This is a genomic window from Reichenbachiella sp., from assembly GCF_039944555.1.
In the GTDB taxonomy this organism is placed as follows: domain Bacteria; phylum Bacteroidota; class Bacteroidia; order Cytophagales; family Cyclobacteriaceae; genus Reichenbachiella.
This window is the reverse complement of sequence record NZ_JBDUYN010000008.1, coordinates 233,173-259,989: the sequence shown is the minus strand read 5'-3', so window position 1 is coordinate 259,989 and position 26,817 is coordinate 233,173. Positions and strand designations below refer to the sequence as shown.

At 41.0% G+C, this 26,817-nt stretch carries 12 protein-coding genes; 6 read left to right on the top strand and 6 right to left on the bottom strand.

What is annotated here, in order from left to right; genetic code table 11:
• Positions 1-28 precede the first annotated feature (28 nt).
• The 3 genes from ABJD64_RS14810 to ABJD64_RS14800 form a co-directional block, all read right to left on the bottom strand.
• The gene (locus ABJD64_RS14810; protein ID WP_348182860.1) at positions 29-571 is read right to left on the bottom strand and encodes an RNA polymerase sigma-70 factor; all 543 of its coding nucleotides are present in this window, start codon (positions 569-571) and stop codon (positions 29-31) included.
• A 64-nt stretch (positions 572-635) separates the two neighbouring features.
• Positions 636-1,631, bottom strand: coding sequence for a DUF1028 domain-containing protein (locus ABJD64_RS14805; RefSeq protein WP_348182858.1), 996 nt, complete (start codon positions 1,629-1,631; stop codon positions 636-638).
• Positions 1,632-1,890: 259 nt separating this feature from the next.
• Complete coding sequence (locus ABJD64_RS14800; protein ID WP_348182856.1) at positions 1,891-6,702, bottom strand: LamG-like jellyroll fold domain-containing protein; 4,812 nt, start codon at positions 6,700-6,702, stop codon at positions 1,891-1,893.
• A 404-nt stretch (positions 6,703-7,106) separates the two neighbouring features.
• Between ABJD64_RS14800 and ABJD64_RS14795 the strand changes: the two genes are divergently transcribed.
• Positions 7,107-7,439: a helix-turn-helix transcriptional regulator gene (locus ABJD64_RS14795; protein WP_348182854.1), complete on the top strand. Its 333-nt coding sequence runs from the start codon at positions 7,107-7,109 to the stop codon at positions 7,437-7,439.
• A complete protein-coding gene (locus ABJD64_RS14790) occupies positions 7,440-10,064 on the top strand; it encodes an ABC transporter permease (protein WP_348182852.1) in 2,625 nt (874 codons plus the stop codon). It begins immediately after the preceding gene.
• 16 nt (positions 10,065-10,080) lie between these two features.
• Here the strand turns inward: ABJD64_RS14790 and ABJD64_RS14785 are convergent, their stop codons facing one another.
• The 3 genes from ABJD64_RS14785 to ABJD64_RS14775 all read right to left on the bottom strand — a co-directional run bounded on the left by ABJD64_RS14785 (position 10,081) and on the right by ABJD64_RS14775 (position 15,612).
• Positions 10,081-12,702, bottom strand: coding sequence for an ABC transporter permease (locus tag ABJD64_RS14785; protein ID WP_348182850.1), 2,622 nt, complete (start codon positions 12,700-12,702; stop codon positions 10,081-10,083).
• 1 nt (position 12,703) lies between these two features.
• A complete protein-coding gene (locus tag ABJD64_RS14780) occupies positions 12,704-13,042 on the bottom strand; it encodes a helix-turn-helix transcriptional regulator (protein ID WP_348182848.1) in 339 nt (112 codons plus the stop codon).
• A 98-nt stretch (positions 13,043-13,140) separates the two neighbouring features.
• Positions 13,141-15,612 carry an ABC transporter permease gene (locus ABJD64_RS14775; protein ID WP_348182846.1) on the bottom strand — a complete coding sequence of 824 codons (2,472 nt, stop codon included), beginning with the start codon at positions 15,610-15,612 and terminating at the stop codon, positions 13,141-13,143.
• Positions 15,613-16,019: 407 nt separating this feature from the next.
• Between ABJD64_RS14775 and ABJD64_RS14770 the strand changes: the two genes are divergently transcribed.
• From ABJD64_RS14770 to ABJD64_RS14755, 4 genes are all read left to right on the top strand, one after another.
• Positions 16,020-19,391: a tetratricopeptide repeat protein gene (locus ABJD64_RS14770; RefSeq protein ID WP_348182844.1), complete on the top strand. Its 3,372-nt coding sequence runs from the start codon at positions 16,020-16,022 to the stop codon at positions 19,389-19,391.
• Between the two features lie 346 nt (positions 19,392-19,737).
• Positions 19,738-21,174, top strand: a complete 1,437-nt coding sequence (locus ABJD64_RS14765; RefSeq protein ID WP_348182842.1) for a HAMP domain-containing sensor histidine kinase — start codon at positions 19,738-19,740, stop codon at positions 21,172-21,174.
• Positions 21,175-21,437: 263 nt separating this feature from the next.
• Positions 21,438-24,362 (top strand): tetratricopeptide repeat protein, encoded by a 2,925-nt coding sequence (locus ABJD64_RS14760; protein WP_348182840.1) that lies wholly within the window; start codon positions 21,438-21,440, stop codon positions 24,360-24,362.
• Between the two features lie 650 nt (positions 24,363-25,012).
• Complete coding sequence (locus ABJD64_RS14755; protein WP_348182838.1) at positions 25,013-26,722, top strand: hypothetical protein; 1,710 nt, start codon at positions 25,013-25,015, stop codon at positions 26,720-26,722.
• Positions 26,723-26,817: the final 95 nt, after the last annotated feature.

The window sequence follows — 26,817 nt, the reverse complement described above, 5'->3', positions numbered from 1 at the left end:
TTATATATTCTTTACACACATAAGTGCATCAAGACCCTATGGTAATCGTCAACAAAATCAGCAAATCAAGCAAATAGGCACCCAGTTTTTCTCTTAGGATCTTCAATGCTCTAGACATTTGGCCTTCTACTGTTTTTACAGATATGCCTAGTTGTTCGGCTATTTCCTTATATTTTTTCTCTTCAAACCTGCTCAATATGAAGACCTGGCGACAAGAATCAGGCAAGTCATCTATGCTCACTTTTATTTTTAATTCTAATTCGGATTGCTCCAAATAATCTGTCGATTCGATATAATCGGCCAGGGGTAGACTCTCCATACTCAAGTCATGATGGACTATTTTCTTCCGATCACGGATGTAGTTCAGGCATCGGTTGTGAACGGATTTAAAAAGGTATGATTTTAATGAAGTATCTGAATGCAGATCAGCTTGCTTTTGCCAGAGATTCAGAAATACGTTATGCACAATATCCTTGCAGTCGTCTATGTCGGCGACATATTTTTTTGCAAACGAGCACAAGTACGGATAGTACTCTTTGAAAAGATCCTCAAAAGCCTTTTTATCTTTCATCGTGGATTCCTGCAGTCAAGCTGTCCTGGTAAGTAATTGCAAAAGGATTTATTGTATAACTTTCTTATAGTTTAATTATAGTATCTAGATCTTTGTCAGATAAATTCAATAAGTCAGATGCCGGCAATCGTTTAGTAAGTTCTCTCCAATTTTCATCTTTGCCGAACACCTCTTTGAAAATGACTAACGCCTCGTCCAGTCTGTCATTATTGGCCAATGTGACTGCTCTCCAATATTTCATTTCCAGGTTGTCTGGGAGCATTTTAGCCGCAGCCTCGTATTGTTCCAGCCCTTTTGCCATATCACCGGTCTCAATCGCAGCATCCCCTTCATTCATATAAACAAAGGCTTGATGCACGGTGAGAAGCCTCTGAAGCTCCTTCAATGGCTCGGCATGATCATCCACTCTTAAATCTATGGTTTTGTCCAACCATGGTTTTTCTGTCTTTTTTGATCCCATCACAATCAGTGCCGCCGATTGTTTACCTCTGATATCGCCACCAGCATCTTGGGCAGCTAGCAAGGCCTGGACAACTCGTTCTGCAATTGGAAGATTGATACTCTGCTCGAGAGATTTAGCCATGGCTGGTACCACCAGGTCGTTGAGCATCATATTAGCTTGAACAGAATAGTTATCGCCAATTTGATGACCGGCCGATTTGATACATTTCTTACCAGTATGTGCAGCTACATTTCCGTTGGCATCTATCACAGCTACCTGTCTGAAATCAATTCCTTCATCTCCTTTGGTTATTATTTCCAGCACTTCAGTTGCACTTTTCCCTTGAGATAATAATTTCAAACCATCAGGGCCATAGGCAGGATTTGTAAAAGATTGTGTTGCAATGGCACCAACTCCGGACTTCCCCCATGATACACGTGTACCTACTGCAAACCAATGACTTTGGACGCCAACCGCCAACTCTCCAGTGTTTTTATCTCTGAGCACGACCGAATAGGTATGTGCAAGGTCCTTTTTGAACTGAGCTTGCGAGAAAAGTTCAGTGGCAATGGTAGTTAGCACAATGAGAAGGAGGTAAGATTTAGAATTGCTCGCCATAATTGAGTTTTTGGTCGTAAGATTCTAAATTAGTCATTTCCGCTCAATTTCAGTACTTCTCTCAATCCTTGCAGTAGTCATATCTATTAAATGGAATTAATATTAGATGGGCAAGGAATATTTAGGAGAATTTGAAGAGCTTGTCATGCTGATGGTAGCTCTACTATAGTTTATGTCCTCACAAATCACTTCCGTTTGCGGAAACGGATCGAGGCTTTTATTCGCTTAGTAACCTTATCTAAACGGAATTGGCCCTCGATTACTTCGTAAACCTTGCGAAGGATACATGTCCTCCGGTTGTCAATCGAACAACATACATTCCACTAAACAAAGAAGACGTATCCAGACGAATCAAATGATCGTTTTCTTGAATGCTCGATACTTGAACGGGACTACCATTGAGTGTAAATACTTCCAGGCGATAATCAGCATCAAATAATGAAGTGCTTAGTTCAATATTTAGATGGTTTTTGACTGGATTGGGATAGTAGCTGATTCCGAAAGGTTCTGTATGTGATTGACGTTCAATCATTACGATTTCGGAATAACTGAAAGTTCCGTCAAAATCCGTTTGTTTTAATCGATAATAGGACTGACCGGAAAAAGGAGAATAATCTACGCTTTCATAGACGATAGTTTCATTACTGTTACCAGCTCCATATATCTCTTCTATCGTTTCAAAATGCTTGCCATCTCTGCTTCTTTCTATAGTAAAATAGTCGTTGTTGATTTCTGATGCCGTGGCCCAGCTGAGATTGACACCTTCCGATTCTACCTCTGCTGTGAAATAAAGCAGGTCTACAGGCAGAGAAGAGTTTGAGTCCTCAGAGTCAGTACCTGGGAGAAATTCGGAAAAACTTCCTACACTGACTTCTATTGTATAACCTGACGAGCCATAGGCAGCAATGGTAGGGGCAAATACCTGACTTGAACCAGCACTTGTAAGTGGATCTAAATCGGAACCTTCCTGCTTGGTTATCCTTAGAAAATCCTGCAGATATTCTGCAACATCATTTCCTGAGGACTTTCCATCGGTTGTTAATCGATTTCTGATGTCATCGATTTCATCACTTAGTACATAAAACCTTATGGAAACATTTGATGAAGGCTGTGTGGTTGGCGTAATATAAAAATTGCGGTCCAGGTAATAATCCTCATTGTTCACCAGGTCATCACTAGAGCTACCACTGGCACGGATTCTAACACCCCAACATGTAGCGCCTAAATCGTTGCCATTTGGATTGATAGAATAAACTAGTCTATTGTTACTATCTCGTACATCAATGTAGCTGTTCCCGCTAAGTACAGGGCAACTGGAAGTCACCTCGTAATCTCCTACCGAACTTGCAATTTCCACAAGATTACTGCTTACGCTAGTGGCCAGACTAAACACAGCTCCGTCAGAAAGGTCAATGCTATTGAACGTAACTATGTTAGCACTGAAGTCATCTGCGGTAAATAGTATCTCATCGCCGTCGTTGAATGTTGCATCTCCATCTACGATCAAAGAAAAATCGTTGGCTGTTGTACCTGTTACCGTAAGGCCTGTCAAGTCAAATTGAATTTGAACACCCTTCACATCACCTGTTTCGGTGGTAGACCACTTACGAGTCAACATTTGATTGACTCCTGAAGGAAGGCCAGAGGTGGTTTCAGTAGTGGCGCCGTCGTCATTTCCCCAGATTAGATATTCGGCGTCATCGAGTTCCGCTGCGTTACTTATGGTGATTATAGCATCTGAATTTTCACTTTTCGACTGAGTTTGGGCCAGTAGTTCATCATCTTCACGTCCAATTCCGGCAATATCGTTGGCATAACCATTGGATACATTATAAATAGGACTGCCGCTGGTGGCCAGGTAATTACTGGATAGTGTAATGCCATATTTAATGGCCAGATAGGTTTCAATTTTTTGTCTGTCAGTATCATCTTCACTGGTTGCGAAAGCAATTACCTCAGCAATGTTCCCGACCCACCCATTAGAGCCGTTTGCGTCATTTTCTCCACCTATCACTATTTTAGTGTCATCCGTAACACCATTACCTGTATTATAGTTGGTCACCGTCACTCCATTTATATAAAGCGTGCCACCGCCAGTCGTATTATTGCTCGTTCTTTTGATGACATAGATGTTGGGATTGTCAATATTGATTGATCCGGGGCTAACATTATTGTTGGCGCTTCCGGATTCTCTGATATGTACTCTTGGGTTGGTGTGAAGTCCTTGGCGGAATTGGTCGCTGCCGTTACTGAAAAAGACATTTCTGGCAGATGGGTTCGCCGCAGTGTGTTGGGCTACTATGTAAAACGTATGTTGTCCGGTCAAGGCTCCACCCGAGAGAAGATTCTCCGTATCATAGGTCCCTGAGTTATAGACATTGTCGTTCCCGTCAAAGGCTACTGCGCTATTGGAATTGATGGCCGCTGCACTCATTGTAGGATCACCATTTTGGCTATTCAGGTCAAGACCTGTTGGAGATTGATCGACCCAACTGGTTACATTTGATCCGGACGTGGATACTCCTGCCCCTGCTTTAAACCACAGGGAAAGTCCTGAGGAAACGTTGCCTGGCGAGGCACTAACGGCTGTACCTAGTACAAAGTAATCGCCAGTCGAAAAGTCTACATTTTCGAACGTGATTACATTGGACGAAACGGATGACGGCTTGAGAATATTCGTGGGGCTACTCATATTTTCATTGTCATCGATAATCAATGAATAACTTGCAAGTTCTCGATCAGCTACTGAGCTAATACTGCTCAAATCAAGAGAAATAGTGACTGTTCCGACATCTCCTGTTTCTGCTACTTTCCACTTTCTTCCAAGAATCATATCCACTCCAGAAATGGAAGGCAACGGTGCCGACTCGGTAAGAGAGGCCAGGGCGGTTTCGTTGTTGCTACCCCATATCAGGTACTCACCGTCTTCCATACCTGAGGCATTGCCTATGTTTACTATTCCTGTGTTGTTGATGCTCTGGGATTGAACTTGATTCAGGACTTGTGCGTCATCTCCATTTTCAGCCGCCGCTTTTCCGATACCCGCTATGTTAAAGGCATAGCTGCTGAATGCTGTTCGGTCAAGAATAGAGCTTCCCGAACCATCTACATAATCTTGAGATGTAATGTCTAACGTAATACCATATTTAATGGCAAGATAGGATTCTACTTTTCTGCGATTGGTGCTGTTCAATGCCACTTCATAGAAAATGACCTCAGCGACCTCACCTGTAAAATCCGAAAATAGGTTGTAGTTAGTAGAAGATGGAATGGTTATGTTTCCAGTCACGGCATCTTCTACTATTCCGTTTATATATAGATTCTCAGTTGTGGCATCTTGCTCAAAACCAACAATATGCCAGTCGCCGGTATTGCTGGTGGAAACAAAACCACCATTACCATTGCCTCGATACACACCGTTTTCTACTTCCAATCTTGGATTGGAATTATCATCACGTTCAAAAATATCACTACCATTAGTGGAAGTCCTAAGGACTGAAAGAAATTCGAATTCTTCTGAAGAAGAAGCTAGCGCAACCTGACCCGCATTATCTGCTGTGAAGTTGATGTAGGCATTTGAATTGAGGGTACTACTAGTTTCTATTTCTGGCCGATTGAATGGATTAGGTTCTGCATGATTAGAGTTTCCACTTTGATCCGACCACAGATCTAAAGTGATACCATCAATATCTGTCGTATACAGATCACCTTTCAGCCACAGCATAAGATTACTGGCCACGCCTCCGGGACTTCCAACTGGAGACACGGCAAGTGTCACATAGTCATTGTCTTGAATTTCGACGTTGGTGAATGTAAGTATGTTATCTACAATCGTAGCGCCGCTGGTATGAATAGAAGCAGAAGAAAAAGTAGCACTTGCGTTATTGGTCAAGAGTGCGAAATCGTTGGGGTCTGTGGTAGTCCCACCTATTTTTGTCAAATCAAATTTGATGCTTATGGTTCCTACATCTCCTGTCTCGGCGAAGTACCAAACTTTATTTAGTCGCTGATCAAAACCAACTGGTAGATCACTAGTAGTAGTTCCGGATGTTCCATCGTTTCCCCAGACCAGGTATTCAGAATCATCCAAATCCGATGCTGAAGTAACCGTAACAATTGAGTTGTCATTGATACTTCTTGATTTGGTTTGGTTCAAAGATTCAGCATCTTCCTGAGCAATTCCGGCTACATCATTTCCATAACCACCATCTACATCATATACTGCAGTAGAGGCTGCGTTAGTGCCATCGTAATTTATATTGTAGTAGTCGTGGGTTAGTGTAATTCCATATTTGATGGCGAGATAAGTGTCAATTCTCAATCGTTCGTCTGCATTGATCTCACGGTTGAATACGATCTGCTCTGCAATGTCTCCAAACCAGAAATACTGGCCTGAGGTAGTTTCAGTACTACCTGCACCAACTCTGTATGGCCGAGCTGTATTGGGAGTGTATAGTTCACCTGAACCACTTGATTCTAAGTTGCCGTCAAGATAGAAATTTTTGTCCCCCGGGCTATTGTTCAACGTGACATTGAGCACCTGAACATCCGCTCCTGGTAAAATGGCTTGAGTAAAAGCGTCCCATCCTGAGTCAGAGCCGGTCCATAGATCATATTGATCCGTATCCTGTCTTACGTAAATAATATACCCTCGCTGTGGATAATCATCTCTACTAGTAAAGGGAGACCTCCATGTATTGTCATCGGCATTGAGTCTGTGCACCGAAAAGACTGTTACATTAGAGCCGTTCAGATTGGCATTGTATGGAACGTCCAGCATATCGTCGGTACCATCGAAGGTGATTGCCGGATTAAAATTAAAAGCATCAGTTGTAAGTGATGGTCTTTTAGAAGACGTGGATTGTTCAGCATTATTTCCCTGTCCACTTTGATCTGCCCATGCTGATACCGAAGAGGTACCTGTTACTCCAGCATTCGCTTTCAGCCAAAGATTGAGATTAGTACTGACATTTCCTGGAGATTGGCCGAAGGTGATGAATGCACTTTTGAGCAAAATACAAATAAGTATTGTCCTAATTGACTTCATCCTTTTTAATTCCCTTTTCATCATAGATTATCCTATACTTCACAAAACTACCTTCAGGGTTTAATTATATAAATATTATTAGTTGACTGACTAGTTTTGTTCGATGAATGAAGTAAAAATAGGATTATTAACATATTTGTATAGGGGATACTCTGATGAATTAGGAGATTCTCCTATGAAAAATGGACCATTATTTTGAGCTGCTTTTTAAGCAGGAACTCCTTCATATAGTACAAAATTGAGATATCCTTGTATTTAATTATTAGGTTTTTTTTGAAGATATCTTCCTTCTCGCGGTGAAATCTATTTACTGTTTTTAGATCGGATATCTTAGCGGGAAAGACCCTAATCAATCATTATATCTATAAAATAGAACAAATAAGAATTTAATTCCGTACATTAGATCTATTAAATAGAACTAATATAAAATGGGCAAGGAATATTTAGGAGAATTTGAAGAGCTCGTCATGCTGATGGTAGCCATGATGAAGGATGAGGCCTATGGATTGGCCATTTGTGATGAAATCGAAAGCCAAACCGGCCGACCAGCGAGTATAGGCGCTGTGCATGCTACTGTGGCCAGACTAGAGAAGAAAGGCTTTGTTGAGACTTTTATGAGCGACCCAACTAATGAACGCGGGGGTAGAAGGAAAAGACTTATCCGAATGACAAATTCGGGTAAAAGTACACTAATCAAAAGCCGAGATGCTAAGGTGAAGCTCTGGACGCAAATTCCAGATTTGGCTCTTAACAAAATATAAGTGGCCACTAATAAGGATATACCGCCACGTCTAGCAGACAAATTTCTTAATTGGTTCTGTAAGTCAGAACTGATAGAAGGAATTCAAGGAGACTTGCATGAATCCTACGAGAGATTAGAAGTCAAGAACTGGAAAACCAAGTTCAATTATTGGATGCAAGTATTCAAACTCATTCGACCATTTGCTCTAAAAAACACCAAGCCCCTAAACACAGCGCATATGTTCCAAAATCATCTCAAAACCTCCTATAAAAACCTATTGAGAAATAAGATGTATACTTCTATCAATCTTTTGGGGCTGGTGCTTGCGGTATTGGTTTGCTTAAATGTTGGCCTTTATGTAAGCGATGAATTGAGTTATGATCAATTTCACCCTGACCATAAAAACCTTTATAGGCTAACGGTCTCCATTAAATCGGGCGGAGTAGTTTATAATGAGGCAGGCACGCAGTTTCCAATGGCCTCGGCCATCAATGAAGATTTTTCTGGGGTAGAGGAGGTGGTAAGAATATTCAAGCCACTCAGTACTCCACTAATTATCCGGGAGGATCTGAAGTATACAGAGGGCAAATTCTTTTTTGCCGACGAGGCATTTTTCAGCGTATTTGGATATCCCCTTATAGCCGGAGACCCTGAAAAAGTGCTGCAAAAACCTAATAGTGTCGTGATCTCAGAGCGCATAGCACAAAAGTATTTTGGCGAAGGAAACCCAGTGGGACAGGTCTTGGAATATAACGGTCAACAGCTTTTGGAGATTACCGGAATAGTGGACAATTCAGACCTTAATTCCCATTTCGATTTTGATTTTATTTCACCATTACAATTACAGCTCAATAATTGGCATCAGAAAACAGGTGCTGAAGGGCGCGAAAATAAATGGTATTGGACGGGTGCCTGGACGTATGTAAAATTTGTTGACAATGAAAAGAAGGAGTATGTAGCCTCACAGCTGCCGGCTTTTGTTCAGGCTCATTTTCCACAAAAGTGGAAAGATGATAGCTCAATAGATTTGCAAAGAATCGACGACATTCATCTGACCTCTAATCTGCTTTTCGAAATCAAACCCAACGGAAGTTTGAGCAATCTCAAAATTTTCTCATTGATTGCAATCATCTTATTCTTACTTGCAGTTATCAATTTTGTCAACCTGATGATGGCAGACGGAATGACCAGGGCTTTTCAAATTGGAATTAGAAAAACGTTAGGCGCTTCCGTATCAGTTCTGATCAGCCAAATGCTTATTGAAACTGTCCTTTTATGTCTTTCGTCTGGAATAATTGCATTGGTGCTCACACAGTGGACTGTGCCGTATCTCAACTATTTGACAGATCGGTCAATTTCACTTGCAAATTATTTTACCTTCTCTAACCTGTTTTTGTATTTCTGCCTTATCACTTTGATCGGTATGATGGCTGGAATATATCCGGCGGTACATTTAGCTCGATTCAAGTCCTTTAATATTTCGAAAAAAGAATCTGCTCTTTCCAAATCTGCCACTAAAACTGCCCTGGTAATTTTTCAATTTTTCGCTTCCGTGGTTCTTATCATTTCAGTCATCATAGTCAATGAGCAAAGAGAGTTTTTACTCACGAAGGACTTGGGTTTTGATAAAACCAATATGCTGGTCATCAAGGCCAGAAATGAATACAACAAGAATTTCATAGCCTTCAGAAATGAAATAATAAAATTACCTGAGGTATCGGATTTGTGTGGCATCACTGACGTACCAGGTACAGGGATGAACAGCTCAAGATTTGTTCCTGAAGAGGGTAACAGATCACAACCTGTTCTACTTCCGGTCACATGGACAGGTTATGATTTCTCAGAAACGGCCAATATAGAAATGAAATACGGGCGTTTTTTTAGCAGGGAGCACCCATCGGATCAAGACAAGGCCTTTGTTTTGAACGAGGAAGCTGTGAAAGTCTTGGGTTGGACAGATAATCCAATTGGCAAAAAACTAGAACTGTTTGGAGCTGGGACAGAGCAAATAGTGAAGGAGGGAAAAGTGGTAGGCGTCATTAAAAATTACCACTATGAGTCTATGCATCATCCGGTTGGGCCGGCAGTTTTTGATTTGACTACAAGTTTTGATCATTACCTTTTGAAATTTCAAACGGATGACTATCCGGCACTAATTGAGAAATTGGAATCAGTGTGGCTCGCTTTTGGTCAGAAATGGCCGTTGGAGTACAAACTGCTAGACCGACAGCTTGAAACGCTCTATACTCGTGAAAAAAAGTTATCGGATCTTGTCAATCTTGCCGTGATAGTGGCTCTGATAATTGCTGGTATTGGCATCTTCGGACTGAGCTCCTTTATGGTTTCGAAAAGAACCAAAGAAGTAAGTATTAGAAGAGTTTTGGGAATCCGGATCAGTCACGTCATTCTTTTGCTCGCCAGACCTTTTATTTATATGGTGGCGATAGCCAACCTCATCGCCTGGCCCGTATCCTATTTCCTGATGGAGCAATGGCTGTCTAATTTTGAATATGTTGTTGATATTAATTGGTTGATATTCATAATAGCTGGTTTTGTCACTTTGGTAATTACCGTAAGTGTCACCGGCTATCATGCTGTTGCTGTCACTCGATTGAATCCGGTTGATTCATTGAGAAGTGAGTAGCAGACCGAATCTGTAACTATTCATCTTTGATTACATCCGCCGGATTTTTGTGAGCTGCTTTTACAGTCTGCCAACTCATAGTTGCCATGGCAATAAGCCCCGTGAGAAATATTGCGGTCAAGAATATACCAGGGCCGATTTTCATACGATAGGCGAACCCTTCAAGCCATTGATTCATACCAAGCCAGGAAGTTGGAATTGCCATTATCATGGCAAGGAGTATAAGAATTAGAAATTCTTTGCTTACCAATTTCATGATACTTGCCGCTGAGGCACCTAATACTTTTCTGATACCGATTTCCTTGGTGCGCTGTTCGGTGATATAGACGGTTAGGCCAAATAATCCCAAACAAGCAACAAATATGGCTACCGAAGTAAATGTGCCAAAGATATACCCAAATCGGACTTCTGTCTGATAGTGTGCATTAAAGGATTGATCAAGATATGTGAAATTAAACGGGCGCTCCGGAACCAGTTTATTCCAAATTTCTTCCATCTCTGCAAGGCTGCGGTGCATGTTATTAGATTGTATCCGTAAGGATAATTTTCTTAAGTCCAGCGCTTGTCCATACCTTACCGCCAGAGGTTCCACGTTGTTGTGAAGTGATTTGTAGTTGAAATTTTTGATGACCCCAACTACTTTTCCTTGTCTACCCCACTGCTCGAACCTTTTCCCTATAATATCTTCAGCCTTGGAGTAGCCATATAGACCAAGCGCAGCTTCATTAATCATTAGTGATTGTGCTGAATCTTTCAAAAAGTCGCGTGAGAATGACCTACCTGCAGCCATTTCCATACCAAAACTAGAGATAAAGTCAGCATCCACTTCATAGATGGCCGGGCCGTGATAGAGTAAGTCTCCATTTGAGTCTTCGATACCGGTATGGGCATTTGGAAAGAAATCTCCCGGAACGGCCCTTGATGCAGAGGCCGAAACCACTTCGGGGTGAGCCAGATATTCGTTCTTAAGTGTTTGGATTTTGTTTTGGACAATGCTATCCCAGCCGAAGTCAATCACCAACATTTGATCTTCCGTAAATCCCCGGTCCTGATTTTTTAAATATTGAAGTTGATTATAAACTACTGTCGTGGCGATGATCAATAAGGTGGCAAGGCTGAATTGGAATACAACTAGAATACGACGCAAATTGGAACCTGAGCGAGAAGATTTGAACTTGCCCTTCAGAACCTCGGTGGGTCTGAATTTGGTCAATATCCAGGAAGGATAAAGCCCTGCAATAATTCCAATAAATAGGGTTAAGCCAATGAGTAATAAGCCAGATTGCCAGGTCAATAAAACGTCATACGCAATAGGCTTACCTACCAGTTGAGAAAGGTAGTATGATAAAAATGCAACTGCTGTGATGGCCAGGATGACAGAAAATAGTGTAATCAGAACGGACTCGGCCAAAAATTGAAAGGCCAAATCTCTTCTCCTTGCACCAAGGGTTTTTCTTACACCTACTTCTTTGGCCCGTTCTACGGATCGGGCTGTGGTGAGATTGATGAAGTTGACACAGGCAATGACCAATATAAAAATTCCTATACAAGAGATCATGTAAATGTCAGTCAGGTTGCCTGTAGGGCCTGGTTGCCTGGATGCCACCGAATTCAAATAAGAGCCTTCCATCGGTTCATAATCAAGACGGGCCGCTCCTACATTTTCTGGTATCCGATGACCATACAAAGTCTTTGTTTTTTCTTTTAAGGCTTGAACAGCAGATGGTTGACTCAATTGTACGTAGGTATAAAAATCAACATATCCCCAATAACCAAATATGTTCGGGCGCATACGATGGAAGGTAACCATAGATACCAATGCGTCAAAAGTCAGTTGAGATTGTGAGGGTAGGTCTTCCATGACTCCGGTAACTGTTACTAAGTCCTTGTGATCTACCGTGATAACTTGGCCCAAAGCACTTTCGTTACCGAAATATTTTTTGGCCATCGATTGGGTAAGTACTATGGCATTTGGTTCTTTTAGGGCCGTGGCCGGGTTACCTTCCAGCAGATTCCAACTGAATATTTCAAAAGCCGTAGAATCGGCAAATAGGATGTTGTTTTCCTGAAATCTGTTTTCGCCATGCTCTAGCAGCATGATATTTGGACTCGTAAACCGGCAAAAGCTTTCTACTTCAGGAAATTCTTCAAGAAGAGCCGGGCCTACCGGTGCCCCACCCCAAACCTGATAGCCTTCGGGAGCAATAGGTTCTTCTTTGCCGTATGCGTGAAGCACCCGAAAGATACGATCCAGCTTGGTATGGTAGGTATCATAGGATAGCTCGTTGTGAACATAAAGAAATACAAGTAGGCAAGAAGTAAAACCTACACTAAGGCCAATGATATTGAGAACAGAGAATTGCTTTTGACGGGCAATATTTCTCCATCCGAGTTTAATGTAGTTTCTGATCATAGTGAGTTGATTAAAATGAGAGGTTTGCCGCCTGGACTTAATGATGTCTGGACGAAGGAGTTTGATGACATCGAATAGAAAAAGCCATTTAGCACGTAAAACTCCTTTGGTTTTGACGTTTTCTTCAAATAATTCCAAAAGGTCACCTTCGATCGATGGGTGTAGGTTTTGATTACAAAACCACCGGAAAAATTTGATTGAAAATCGGAAAGGAGCGGGTTTCATATTAGGAAAACCTTACGTCTAGTGCAATCTCAGGAATAGCACTGTAGAGCTGGTTTCTCATATCCCTGGTCTGTTGGATCGCCTGTTTACCAAGCGCAGTGATAGTAAAATATCTTTTAGGCCTTCCTCCGCGTGCACTAGTGTTTCCCCCTTCTTTCGAAATAAGGAAATTTTTGTTTTCCAGCCTGACCAAAGCCGATTGCAGTGCGCCTACACTGACCTTACGCTCAAGCCTGGACTCGATTTCTTTTTTAATAGAGACACCATAAGCATCTCCGTAAAGGACGCCTACGGTGAGCATTACGATTTCTTCAAATTCACCTAATTGGTTCTTACCCATGGTTAATTCCTAATTGTAGTATTGCAAGGATAAAGAAATCCTGAGTAATTTCCTAATTGTAGTATTGAAAAGTGTCTAAACTTACTTAAGAGTAGGGGTTATTCATCCTTAATTACATCTACAGGATTGGCCAAGGCAGCCTTGACCGAATGAAAAGCAGATATAGCCAGTGTAAGTCCCAGGATTGAAAGCCCGGAAATCACAAAAGTCCATGGGGAGATATTAATTCTGTATTCAAAATCATTGAGCCACTTTTGCATCATATATAAGGTAGCTGGTACGCTCAACACAATGGAAACTAAGATCAGTTTCGCATGCTGCTTAGACAATAATATGGCCAACTGCCAGACACTGGCTCCCACAATTTTGCGGATGCCAATCTCTTTCGTTCGCTGTTCTATCGCATAAATAATAATACCTAACAGACCCAAGCTGGCAATGAGTATAGCAAGACTGGAGAAAAGCGAAAGTACTTTAAAGAAGTTTTGTTCCTCTACAAAGTCAGCCGCAAAGACCTCGTCCACGAATTGGTATTCAAACGGACGATCTATGACGAACTGTTGCCACTTGGATTCAATTTGTGACAGCAATTCTGTTGTTTGATCCAACGAACTAGTCTGCATAGACGTGACAAGATAGTGTCGACCACTTTCAAATAATCCTGACCCCAAATGAAATAAGGCGAAAGACTCCATAGTTCCTCTCAGTCCGCGATAGTGGAAATTTTTAATGACGCCTATAATTTTGAATTTTTTTCTACCATTGTCATAATTTATTTTCTTTCCCAAGACAGATTCGTCCAGAGTCCAGCCGATATTTCTTACTGCCTCTTCGCTTACAATCACCGAGTTGACATCATCAGGAAATTCCTTTGAAAAATTTCTGCCAAGCAACAATGGAACCTGGAAAGTTTCTAAATAATTTTCATTTACCAATGTGTAATCGATGGGCGTAGTTTTGACCGAGGCATTGACAGGCTCAAATTGATCGCCGGCCCAATGATTTGGAGGTACTGATGTGCAAATGGCACCGTATTTTATACCTGAAATTTGAGCCAGCTCATTTTGGAAGGTTTGCCTGGCTGAGGGCTCCATCCATTCCATATTGTGGATGGTTACCAGATTGTCTTTGTTAAACCCAACATCCTTCTCGTTCGTGAATCTGAGCTGCTTGAAGGCAATAAGCGTGCAGGAAATCAGTATGACAGATACGGCAAACTGAACGATCACCAATCCATTTCTGAGTGGAGCACTTTCTTTGCCACTTTTTATCTTGCCTTTCATGGCATCAATGGGCTTGAAAGCACTTAGAAATAAAGCAGGATAACCTCCAGCTACCAGAGTCATGCCCAATATCAAAGCGACCAACAGGCCAATAACCTCCAACTGGAAAATGTCACTATAGGATAGATGTGTCTGAGTTAGATTTCCGAAGAATGGTAAGACATACCACAGAACTATGACGCCAATAACTGCCGACATCACACAGTAAATCAGGGATTCTGTCATATATCCTAAGCTCAATTGCCATCTGGAAGAACCAAGCAATTTCTTAATTCCAGAATATTTAGCGCGTTTCAAATGTTGAGTGGTGGTCAGGTTTGTGAAATTGATGCAGGACAGGAGTATGATAAATCCAGCAGCTAATCCATAAGCATAAACAATTTGGATATTTACGGGCTGATTGATGCGATTGATCACGTTGGTATTAAGATGGATATCAGACAGCGGCTGCAAGAAAATATCCCATTGCTTTCCTTCTTTGAGATAATCATCGTACGACATGTCCATCACCCGCTGTAGTGTTTGTTCTGCATGCTTACGCGGAATGTCTTTAAGTTTCTCCCTGACCAGGGCAAGATTGGCCTGAGGGTTTAGTTCCACGAAAGTGACAAACCCAGTCCAAACCCATGACCAGTTCTGCCTTTTTACTCTAGAAATACTGTTCATTGGTAGGAGCATATCAAAAATGATATGTGAATTAGAAGGGACATCAGCTAAGATTCCGGCCACCTTGTAAGTGTAGATTTTGCCTGCGGATTCAAGTTCCAGCAATTGGTTGATGGGATCTTTTTTCCCGAAATACTTATGGCTTGTGGTTTCGGTTAAGAGAATATTTTTAGGATCAGTAAGTAGATCGCTTCGATCACCTCGTAGTAGCTCAAAAGAAAATAGGTCGAGGAAGTTAGAATCAGCGGCAATTACACGTGGCTCTTTGAAAGAAACCTTTTGGCCACTTTCGTTCTCATAAGAAACCAAATATTCATTGAGCTGCAGTAGCCTAGTTCCGTGCTTTACCTCTGGCAGATCTTCTGACACAGCGAATACCACCGCTGGACCAGTAGAGCCAAACTGCTCATCTACCTGGTCGCTCCATATAAAGGTCTGATTGACTCTGTAAAGATGATCTCCATTTTTATGGAAATTATCAAAACTGGTTTGATAGTCCACATATAGGTAAATGAGTAAAGACGTACAGATTCCAGCAGACAGGCCTAGAATGTTAATTAGCGAGAATAACCTGTTGCGCATCAGGTTTCTGAAGAACTGAGCAAAGTAGTGTTTTAGCATAATTTCAAGTATAAGTCATGGGCTATTGGACTAATACTATGCCATAATCGTAAGTATCAGGTTACAAGTAAGTTACGAAAATGTTGTTGTGAAGAAAATGTACATATTCGGACGAAATGGAATAATCATACAGTTTGCGTTACTACCAAACTAAAGATGGACCCTTCTTTATCAGGGATTCTACTACAATGATAATTGTACCGGCCTTTATGCAAAGGCGGAGAATATTACCTCACATTTCGATGACAAAAAACAGAAAGAATATGCAGAATAAGGGGGAAAAAAATTAACTTCTAGCATAGTAAGAATTGAGGACGTCAGTTTCGGAGCAAATTTTCATTTCTGGTAGCCTTATGCAGTGACCTACCTAACCAGTTTTACCTTGAAATAAGTTTCATAGCATGAAAATGGATATCAAATTTTTGATAGGCCTGGTTATTATTCCCGCCGTAGTGATGATGAGTGGTTTTGTCGCAAATTTCGGTGGGCACCTCGTCGCCATGCCATTAGCTCTCACCTCCTATAATGCTATAACCAAAACCGGTTCAATTAGTAGTCTGGCATATGACAATTCCCGCAGTGAAGATACACTTCCATTGGATACCTTGTTCGTACAATTGCAAACGTCTGCCATGACAGGTGATGAAACTGCTTTTCGAAACAAATTGAGAATCTTCATTTCTGAATATTGGAGAACGGTAAGCGAGGATTCTCTGAAAAAAATCAGATATACAAAAAATTTGAAAGCATTGATGGCGATTAGACCGGACTTCTCAGTTAGTCGTGAGCAAGACTATTACACAACTCTTCTTCGACTGTTTTTATCAGGATGGAAGTCAAAAAATCATAAGAAACTACAGGAATATATTGATCGTCTGGATGAAGCATTTAATTCTGATCAAGACCTTCACAACAATGCTCCTTTTATCAGACGATTGGGTCGTGTTTTTGAGGATCATAAACCGAGAGAATATGCTAAGCAGTTTTATTTGATATCTCTTGATTATTTCGAAAAGGATCAAATGGAATTAAAGTCGCTTACCTTAAGCGATCTTGGACACATTTACTACTATCAATCGGAATACCTAACATCAGCCGAATACTTTGGATTGGCTGCTAGTTTGGCCGGAGAGATTGGACACAAATCTCAAGAAGCCGCAAATCTCAATAATTACGGACAGATTCAAAAAAAACTTGGCAATTATACCGAAGCTATTACGAGTCGACTTAAGGCACTGGAAATTTATCATGCAATGGATGATACAGTAGGGCAATCTATCACAATTAATTCACTGGGTATTATTTACGCTTCCAGAGGGTTGTTTGAGGAGGGGCTTGACTATTTTTTACAATCTCTCAGTTTGGCCAGAAGCATAGAGGATTCGTCCAGAATTTCATTTGCCTTAAGCAATATCGGTAGCATCCATTTTGATATGAAAAATTATGAAAAGGCATTAGCTTATTATAATGAGTGTTTGGAGATCAGAAGGCTGCAGGACAATGCGAGAAATCTAGCCGCAACTATAGAAAAGTTAGGTAATTGCTATTCTGGTCTGGGTAATTATGATCTGGCAGAAAATTATTTACTGGAATCCTTAGATATAAAAAGAGCAGAAAAAAATCAGGCGGAAATGATCTCAGGTCTTGTGGGAATCGGAGAGTTGTATTTGGCCAAAGAAGACCCGGATAAGGCAGAAAGTTTTCTTCGAGAGGCCTATGCTATAGCGGGTAGGTTGGAATTTCCCGCAGGTCTGACAGATGCAACATTTGAATTGGGAAATCTGGAATCTTACAAGGGAAATATTCGCACAGCCATCAAATACTGGCAAGAGGCCTACACCATGGCTAATCTGTTAGAGCGGGACAGGCAGCTACTGGAAATTACCGCCAATCTTTCACGAGAATATGCAAAACTAGGACAGTTCGAAGTTGCCTTTCGATATGAAAAAGAAAACAGAAAAATTCATGAGAGAATATTTAATTTGGAAACGGCCAGGAAAATTGACAGTCGGGACACCAAACTAAAATTACAACAAAAAGAAGCAGAAAAAGAACTTTTAAGTAAGGCGATAGACAACGCCACACTAAATAATCAGCTGGCAAGGCAAAGATGGACAATGATCGTAACTTTTTCTCTAGTTCTTTTTGTTGTTGCGCTTATTGCCTTCTGGCGGGCAAGAGTGGAGATTGCCCGCAAAAACCTTTTTATTCAGAAAAAACAAGAACTTGAAAACATGAAAACAAGGTTTTTTGTTAATGTCTCACACGAGTTAAGGACTCCAATATCGCTGATAAAGGGACCACTGACGGATTTAGATGCAAATCACGACCTGGATGATAAATCATACGAAAAACTAAAGACTGCGCTTAAGTATTCTGATAAACTGGAAAAGCTGAATAATGAAATATTGGAGCTGTCCAAACTCGAATCTGATGCCGTACAAGTGAAGCCGGAACCAGTGATGATTGAGCATGAGATCCGTAGGATTTTGGGGGCTTTTGAGTCCGCAGCAAAGGCCAAATCAATTGATTATGAATTATCTATCTCTTTCCCTCCCAATTTATGTTTAGAAATAGATCCGGTCATGTTGGAAAAGATATTGAATAATCTGATCGGAAACGCGCTAAAGTATACGGACCAGGGAGGTCATGTAAAGGCTGTATGTACTGACCAAGCCGATCAGAAGGTGGTTAAATTTATGGTCCAGGATGATGGGAGAGGGATTCGACAGGAAGATATAGACTATATATTTGATCGATATTATCAGGTAAGTAGCCAGGATACGCCTATAGAAGGAGGGCTTGGTATCGGTTTGGCGATGGTCAGAGAGCTGGTAGATCTGCTCAAAGGCAGCATAGAAGTAAAAAGCGAAATGGGGATAGGAAGTTCATTCACAGTAATCCTGCCTAGGAAAATTGCCACGCCGGAGGAACCATATCAGCAAGCAAAACCAGCTGACTATTGGATAGAAGAAGGATATTCGGAAGCTGATGCTAAATTGTCAAAAGAGTCTGTTTGCGTTTTGATCGTAGAAGATAATCCGGACATGCGTAAATACATTGAGAACATCGTTTTGCCTTACTACAGGTTTATTAGTGTGGAAAATGGGGAGAAGGCGTGGGTTGCCTTACAAGATGAAAATAGTAAGATAGATCTTGTCATTACCGATATTATGATGCCAAAGATGGATGGTTTTACTTTATTAGAGATGGTCAAAGCTGATGCGGACCTGTCTGACATGCCCATCATTGTTCTTACTGCACGGGCACAATTTGATGATAAAATCCGGGCACTGACTATCGGGGTAGATGATTATATGAGTAAGCCATTTGATTCTTCAGAATTATTGGCAAGATGTCGTAACCTACTTAAATTCAAATTGAACAGGCTGAAGAGTAGAGAGGCTAATAATGACGTAATGGACTCACCGGAAGAGCAGATGACAGCAAACCAGCGATTTATGAATCAAATCGATAATCTTCTGCGAAGCGAACTCGGTAATTCCGGATATTTGATGGAGAACCTGGCCGAAGAAATGAAGATAAGCTATCGCACACTTCACCGCCGAATAAAGAATATTAGCGGCCTAAACCCTAATGGCTACTTTAGAGAATTAAGGCTGGTAGAGGCACATGACATGCTGATTTCCGGTAAATACAGATCCGTATCCGAAGTCAGTTTTGCGGTAGGGTTTGACAATCCAGGATACTTCACCAAAATCTATTATCAAAGATTTGGGAAAAAGCCATCCCAGTACCTGTACGAATCTGTCGACTAATAGACCTCTACAGAAAGTTGACATCAACCTACTAAGCATAAAACCAGGGGTTTTTAATTGTCATAACTCTGGTATTAATAAGTCTGACGTTGGTATTTTATTTTTTAACAACTCTTGCCTCCAGGATCCTCTTCACAAAACATTAGGGTATTTCTGCCATATTTGAAACAAAACTGCCATAGATGTTTTTACCTGCAGATATTCATACATATAGCATTTATCTTTAGAATAAGGGTCTGCAGCATATAATTAGCAGAGACCAGAGCAATTGGCCTTGAGTAAATTCAGAATGGGCTAGTCCTGATTTTTGAATGGATCAATTCCAGTTGGATAGGCTAAGTAAACTATGGAAGGTTTAAATCAATTAAACGATAGTGTCGAGCAAAGGCTTTTGAATGCAAAAGTTATGGTGCCATCTTCTCTGAAGTTTGTTGATTTCAAGATGGAAAAATCATTCTGTTTAGCCTTGAAAAAAAAGGAGATACATTTTCTGAGGTATTTTCTGGTACTGTTATTTGCGGTGAACCTGTTTTTTGCAGTCAAAGATATCCTGATTAATCCTGATCGGGCGATGATTTCTATACATGTTCAACTCTACCTGGTACTTCCGTTCTATATGCTGTCATGGATTTTACTGACCTATGGCAACCTATCTTATAATAGGTATTACGCTTTAACCTTTTTTATTTTTCTCTTCACATTTACCACTCAGTTGGCCATGATTATGCTCAATGGTTATGGTGAAGAAAAGGTGGTAGGCATTATGCCATTAATTATTTTTGGAATTTATGGTTTTTCAGGTGTTCGCTATTTTCATGCGCTTCAAATGAGTCCTATCCTTGTTGCCATGTTAGCTGCCTTCTTTTTTCAGGATCATGGTTTTGACAGGAGCTTTGTCATATTCGCCATACTGATTCTGTCGATCAGCTTTGTGGGCATTGGGTTGCTCAAATACAGAACAGAGTATCTGCAGCGTCAAAGTTTTCATAAGAACAATTTGCTTAAGCAAAACGAGTCTGATTTGATAGCAAAAAATCGGCAAGTGATGCAAATGAACGCATTGAAGCAAAGTTTTATTGCACTGCTTGTGCATGACGTCAGATCTCCCTTGAATAATATTAACATGACACTAAACCTTGTGAATCAGCAATCTCTATATGAAGATGTCTCCACTGCCATTTTGAGTAAGTTAGGCAAACAAGTAAATGGTGTAACCGCAATGATAAGTGATATTCTCATGTGGGTGAAAAGTCAATCCGGGGATACTAAATTGGAATCAACGGACTTGGACTTAAAGGATGCCATAGAAGAATTGGAGATATTCTTTACAGAACAATTAGCAGAAAAAAACCTAACACTAAATTTGAATTTGAATGTAGTTCATCTCCCCTGCTATTCTGAAATCGTAAAAGCTGTGCTGAGAAATTTATTAAATAATGCGATAAAGTTTTCAAAAGAAGGAGGAAAGATAACGGTATCATCCACAATTAAAAATAACGGGATATATCTGGAGGTTAAAGATAGTGGTTTAGGTATGCCCGAACAGCAAGTGAACAAGATTGGCAGAGTCATCGAACCTGCCAGCGGAACCTTCAATGAAAAGGGAGTTGGATTGGGCCTTAGAATCTGTCAGGAATTGTTACATGTTCATGAATCCTGTTTGCTCGTTCAAAGTGAGCTTGGTAAAGGGTCGGCTTTTGGATTTTTAATAAATTGTCAGAAGGCTGAGAATAGTGTGCAACATGTCGATATAAGGGAAACTTTTTTGCCATTGCTATTATGAAACGACCTATCCTGTTATAAAAAGGAGATATATGGTCGAACTGCGATGTGCCTGATTTATGTATAAATCACTCAATGATAAAACGGACCAACCGATCTCAGGAGTAAACGATCAACATGATGCCCGACGAAAAAAAAGCTTAAGGGCACCTACCTAACCTACAATACTTGTGCGACTTAACCTACACGGCTTCTTCAGGAATGCTGAAAGAAAACCGGATAATAGCGGAGTAGTGGCTAAAATTTAGATCTAATGAGACGCATATGAGAAAGATTAATATTACCAACAACTTAATGGTCACTGTGATCTTATTGCCTGTTCTCCTTTTGATTGGAGCGTGGCAAAATAGCGCCATTGAGGTGGCCCAATTTGATAAGAAACCAGAAATTGATCTTTATCAAAGAATCCAACAACATCAAGCGAATGACACCGTGAGGCTGGAACTCCTCGTAGATTACCTGGATCTAATACAGCTTCATAAAGACTCTTCAGAGGTAGCTTCTACTTTGATCAGTGAAGCACTTGAATTATCTCATCAATTGCCCTATTCTCCGCCAGTCAATTCAAACTTGAGAAGATTGGGTAGCATCCTCGTACAGGGCTCAAAGTATCAATTGGCCCTCAGATGCTTCAATACGCTGTACATAATAAATCAATTAGGCGACAATAAGGAAGAAATGGCTTTTGCTTTGAATCGTATAGGACGTGTATATAGAGTTCTGGGGGTTTTTGAAATCGGGCTCAAGTATCATCTGGAGTGTTTGAACATAAGCCAGGAAATTGGAGATTCATCCTTGATCGCAGATTCTTTTTTACGAATTGGCTGGTGTTTTATGGATGTCAAAAACTATGACAACGCACATAAGTACTTTACTTTGGCACAAGAACTGAGTATGAAGCTCAATGACAAAAAGCGACTTTCCGACATTTATAATGCCTTTGGGGCCTATTATAGACAAACGGGAGATTATGACAAAGCCATCAGCTTTCATAAAAAAAATTTCGCTCAAAGACAATCCGAGAAGGAAATTCCATTTGCAATAACTATGCATAATCTGGCAAGAGTATATTTCGACCGTGGTCAATTTCAAGAGGCCCTTGACTTGGTCAATCGTTCGATTGCACTAAAAAAGGAATTAGGTAGTAAGTCAAGGGTGGGGATTTCGCTAAATCTACTGAGTGAAATTTATAGCGCAAAAGGAGAAAGTAACCTAGCTATTGAAGAGGCAAATAATGCATTTGTGATTGCAGATGAAATTGGGTCCAATGAACTCAAAATAACAGTGGCCAAAACCCTTAGTAAAATTTATAATAATCTGCAAAATCAAAATCAATCCAGGCATTTTGAGTTGATCCATTTGAGATTGAAAGATTCCTTAATAAATCAGGTCAACACATGGGAGCTTTCGAAAATTGAAAGCCAAAACGAAATCCAAAGAAAGGATCTGGAAATATCCATGCTGAAAGAACGTCGGACTGCCGAGGCCAGGCAAAAACTTTTATTGACCTGGGCTGTAGTGCTTGCTGTCTTACTCGGTCTGGTCATGCTTTTTTATTTCAGAGCCCGATTGAGGTTTAGCCAAAAAAATCTCTTGCTGAATAAAGAACTTCTGCTAATCAAATCCAGATTTTTTGCAAACATCTCTCATGAGCAACGTACACCTCTGGCAGTCTTACAGGGAACCTTATCGCAGGTTATTTCACAGGATGACGTAAGCAAAGAGAATCGACAGAGAATTGGATTAGCCATTCAGCAAGCCGATGAATTAAAAATGATGACCGACCAAATATTGGATCTGTCCAAGTTCACAGAAAAAAAGATAGATTTGGATTTAGCTCCGGTAGATATATCTTCTTTGATCCATGCTTGCTTTGAAAGATTTGAATCCAGAGCCGAATCAAAGCAAATTGATTATCAACTCAATTATTTACTGGATACAAATATCTGGATCGAGACTGATGTTGATAAATTGAATGTGATCGTTCGCAACCTTATAGACAATGCCATAAAATACACCCCGTCCGGCGGTAAAATAATAGTAAGTGTAGATCAAACCCTGGAAACCCACCAGTTAAAAATCGTGGTAAAGGATACCGGCATCGGCATCGGCATGGAAGACAAAGTGTATATATTCGATCGCTATTATCAGGCCAAATCTGGATTGGCTACCGGCGCCGGCGGAGTAGGTATAGGCTTGGCCTACGTGGAGGAACTCACCAAGTTATTTGGGGGAAAAATAAAAGTGAGTAGTCGTTTGGGTGAGGGTAGCACGTTCACACTTCTCCTTCCTATGAAGATAGTGCAGAAGGTGGAGGATCAATCATTGGTAAGTCATGGGCCCGATAAAGCATACAATGACTTTCTCGGAATTTCCCAAAATATGGACACCATACTAAATCAAGATAAACTGACTGTACTTTTGACGGAAGATCATCCCGGTATGAGGAGCTGTTTACAGGACATTCTGAGTCCACATTACAATCTTATCGTTGCCGAAAACGGCAAAAAATCAATGGACCTTCTGCATTCATCAACTTATGATATTGATCTGCTGATCACAGATGCAGTGATGCCGGAAGTAGATGGGTTTACATTGGTTGAGCGAATAAGGAGTGACGAAAAGTTCGATGAGCTCGTTTTAATCATGTTGACAGGCAAGACAGGCCAGGAAGACAAAACCCGTGCCCTGCGACTCGGTGTAGATGATTATATCACCAAACCTTTTTCGGCTGAGGAATTGCTTGTACGTTGTCAAAATCTACTCAGAAGGAAGCAAGAGCGGCTTAACTTTGATCTACATGCAGAAGAATTCGAGCATCAAAATGAAGAAGAACCAGGCATGGAATTTTTTGCTTCTCCCGTGTCATTGTTAAAAAAGGCAGAAGAAATCCTGAGGCGTGAATTGGCTAATCCTCAGTTTAGCATTCATGACCTGGCAGAAGAGCTGGGTATCAGCGAAAGGACTATTCTGCGCAAGATCAAAAAGGCTACCGGTTTGAGTACCAATCACTTTTTTAGGGAAATACGGCTGATGAAGGCCAGGGAGTTGCTTCTGGCTGGTAATGAACGTTCTGTTGCAGAAGTAAGCTACGCAGTAGGTATAGAGAGCCCGAGCTACTTTACCAAAATATATTATGAAAGGTTTGGGAAAAGGCCTTCTGACTTTATCTATGAAGCACTTGATTAGCCTAAGTCAGGCATCCTTAATATCTGACATTTACGACCAGAACCGATGAGCATAGTGCGACATTCATAACCTGGGTGGTTCTCCAAAACTTATCTTGATTCCTCACTTTGTAGATCAGTCTAGCTTGGGCAAGCTGAATTCATTTTATATCAAACATTCCTGCTTTTTAGCCATGTCCTTTGCCTGTTTATGGAACCTGTGGATTGTATCACAAGATGCATCTGTTCGCTCGGGACATGATAATCAACTAAATAGCATGGAATTTCAGTTTAACCTCCGGATAGTCTATACCTACGGTCCATCCGGGCCAAGCGTACAAGACCGGTGGTTTATTATTTTAAGAGGGCATTTCAAATCACAGATTTGAATGTAAGGCTCCTGCCTATCCTGGATAAGGCTCAAAATAAGATTAACACAGTTTCTGTTGTAGATAAGAGGTATACTCTTGTCCGATTTGTACTGTCCGTTTCATAAGGTCTCAAAATTAGTTTAATTACATTTCGGACTATATCATCACAAATCAGACACTGTCCGATTTGTTTGGGTCAAATACCCATACTTCTTGCTTCTTTTGAACAAGCGCTGAGTAGGGCTTGGGCGCTGAATTGAACATCGAGGATCCGCCCTTATTTAAAGAAAAAAGAAGCATTATGAAAAACTTAACTAACGCAAAAAGAACCACGATATTCGATGATGAGGTATGTGTTTTTCACATAAGCGATGTACTGGCAATCTGTCAGAGGGTGCGATTACCGCTCAGGTTTTGGCTGGGGTTTTCTATTATACTAATGTCAGCAATGCTTATCACACAATCAGGGTATGCTCAAGGTGGAACTGTCTATGAGTATTACAGCCTGGATGATGATGAGAGTACAGATAATCCCTCTGCATACAACAACGGAAAAGGTTTTATTATTCCGGATGATCAAAATTCATGGCTGATCAGAAGTAAAGGAGATGTCTCTCCGAACAGTTTGGAATTTCTCCATTCGGACAGTTGGATACACAAAGATGAAGGACCGAATTCCGGTTATACAAATGTTTTTTCATTGATGAGTGACAAGGCGGAATTCAATGCCCGTGTGAATATTAATGATCAGGTGAATATTGACGGAGCTCACCGTAATCTCCTGGATCTTCAGAGCACTAATAGTACATATGCCAGTTTTACCCAATGGCGTGACGGCAGTGATAACGTTAGAATGAGGGTAGGAGCTGATGGAACGGACAGCGGCGGGTTTGGCGGCTTGCAGATTGGTGCGTTAGGTACCTGGACCGATCATGGCCTTGGATTATTCACCAACACCGAAGAACGAATCCGTGTCAAGTCAGACGGCAAAGTAGGTATTAATACTACAAATCCGACCCAACAACTTGAGGTAAATGGTAACATCTTTGCCAAGGGTATTGTGTATGCGGGATCCACATCATTTAACGACCGAACGGAAATAGGACATGGTGGTTCTCATGGTTTTGTGCACAAAAAAGGTGTAGGCAATCTGGATTTCAGGCTTAACGGCCCCACATACATGACTCTGACTGACGCCGGTGATTTAGGAATAGGAACGACGGCACCCGAAGAAAAACTCCATGTTATCGGGGATTTGCTGCTTCAGCAAACCGCCAATAGTAGCTCTACTCACATGAAATTTATAAGTGGGTTTACCGCACATCACCAAGCGCTAAGAAGTACCCTTTCTTTTGGATATCAGGATGGAAATAATAGGCACAATCAGGCTAAAATAAGGGTATATTCTAATGGATACAAGAACGGAGGGAGAATGGATTTTATGGTAGGCGATAATGGACAGGAGGGTGAAGATAACCTTAACCCATTACTTCAACTTTTAGGTAGAAGCTCTGGTCAACAAGACGACTTTACACAAGCCAATAGAGATGGTTCTCTTTTGATCGTAAATGCTGATCGTATGGGCATTGGTACAGATAACCCCGAAGCTAAGCTGGAGGTAAACGGAGACGCCACTATTTCTGGTACGGTCACGTTAAACGGTTCGTTGACCGGCGACATAGAAGCTTCCGGATTAAGCATAAGTGGTACAACCAAAATGGAATACCTGTTCGTTAAAAACCAGCAGGTCAATCCGACGCTGGCCTTCCCGGACTATGTGTTCGCCAATTCCTATAGACTAAGGACTTTAAAAGAGGTGGAATCATTTATAGACCAAAACCATCATCTTCCGGAGGTGCCATCCGCTAAGCATATAAGCGATCATGGCTATGACGTGGCCGAAATGGATGCTACACTACTCAAAAAGATCGAGGAACTTACGCTGTACATGATAGAGATGAAAAAAGAAAATGAGGCTTTGAAAGCTCAACTTGATCATCTGCTAGACTAGTGAGCCAGCTCTTCAAGCCTGACCTGAGCTTGCTTTTGTATTATCCCCTGTCTTGAAATAATGAAGTTTCGGATCTGAACATTTACAGATCCCAA

Excerpts from the sequence above, each read along its gene's own strand:
- ABJD64_RS14760 (WP_348182840.1), top strand. The coding sequence starts at position 21,438 with ATGAGAAAGATTAATATTACCAACAACTTAATGGTCACTGTGATCTTA.
- ABJD64_RS14795 (WP_348182854.1), top strand. The coding sequence starts at position 7,107 with ATGGGCAAGGAATATTTAGGAGAATTTGAAGAGCTCGTCATGCTGATG.
- ABJD64_RS14775 (WP_348182846.1), bottom strand. The coding sequence starts at position 15,612 with ATGCTAAAACACTACTTTGCTCAGTTCTTCAGAAACCTGATGCGCAAC.
- ABJD64_RS14810 (WP_348182860.1), bottom strand. The coding sequence starts at position 571 with ATGAAAGATAAAAAGGCTTTTGAGGATCTTTTCAAAGAGTACTATCCG.
- ABJD64_RS14755 (WP_348182838.1), top strand. The coding sequence starts at position 25,013 with ATGAAAAACTTAACTAACGCAAAAAGAACCACGATATTCGATGATGAG.
- ABJD64_RS14785 (WP_348182850.1), bottom strand. The coding sequence starts at position 12,702 with ATGAAACCCGCTCCTTTCCGATTTTCAATCAAATTTTTCCGGTGGTTT.
- ABJD64_RS14780 (WP_348182848.1), bottom strand. The coding sequence starts at position 13,042 with ATGGGTAAGAACCAATTAGGTGAATTTGAAGAAATCGTAATGCTCACC.
- ABJD64_RS14800 (WP_348182856.1), bottom strand. The coding sequence starts at position 6,702 with ATGATGAAAAGGGAATTAAAAAGGATGAAGTCAATTAGGACAATACTT.
- ABJD64_RS14805 (WP_348182858.1), bottom strand. The coding sequence starts at position 1,631 with ATGGCGAGCAATTCTAAATCTTACCTCCTTCTCATTGTGCTAACTACC.
- ABJD64_RS14770 (WP_348182844.1), top strand. The coding sequence starts at position 16,020 with ATGGATATCAAATTTTTGATAGGCCTGGTTATTATTCCCGCCGTAGTG.
- ABJD64_RS14765 (WP_348182842.1), top strand. The coding sequence starts at position 19,738 with ATGGAAGGTTTAAATCAATTAAACGATAGTGTCGAGCAAAGGCTTTTG.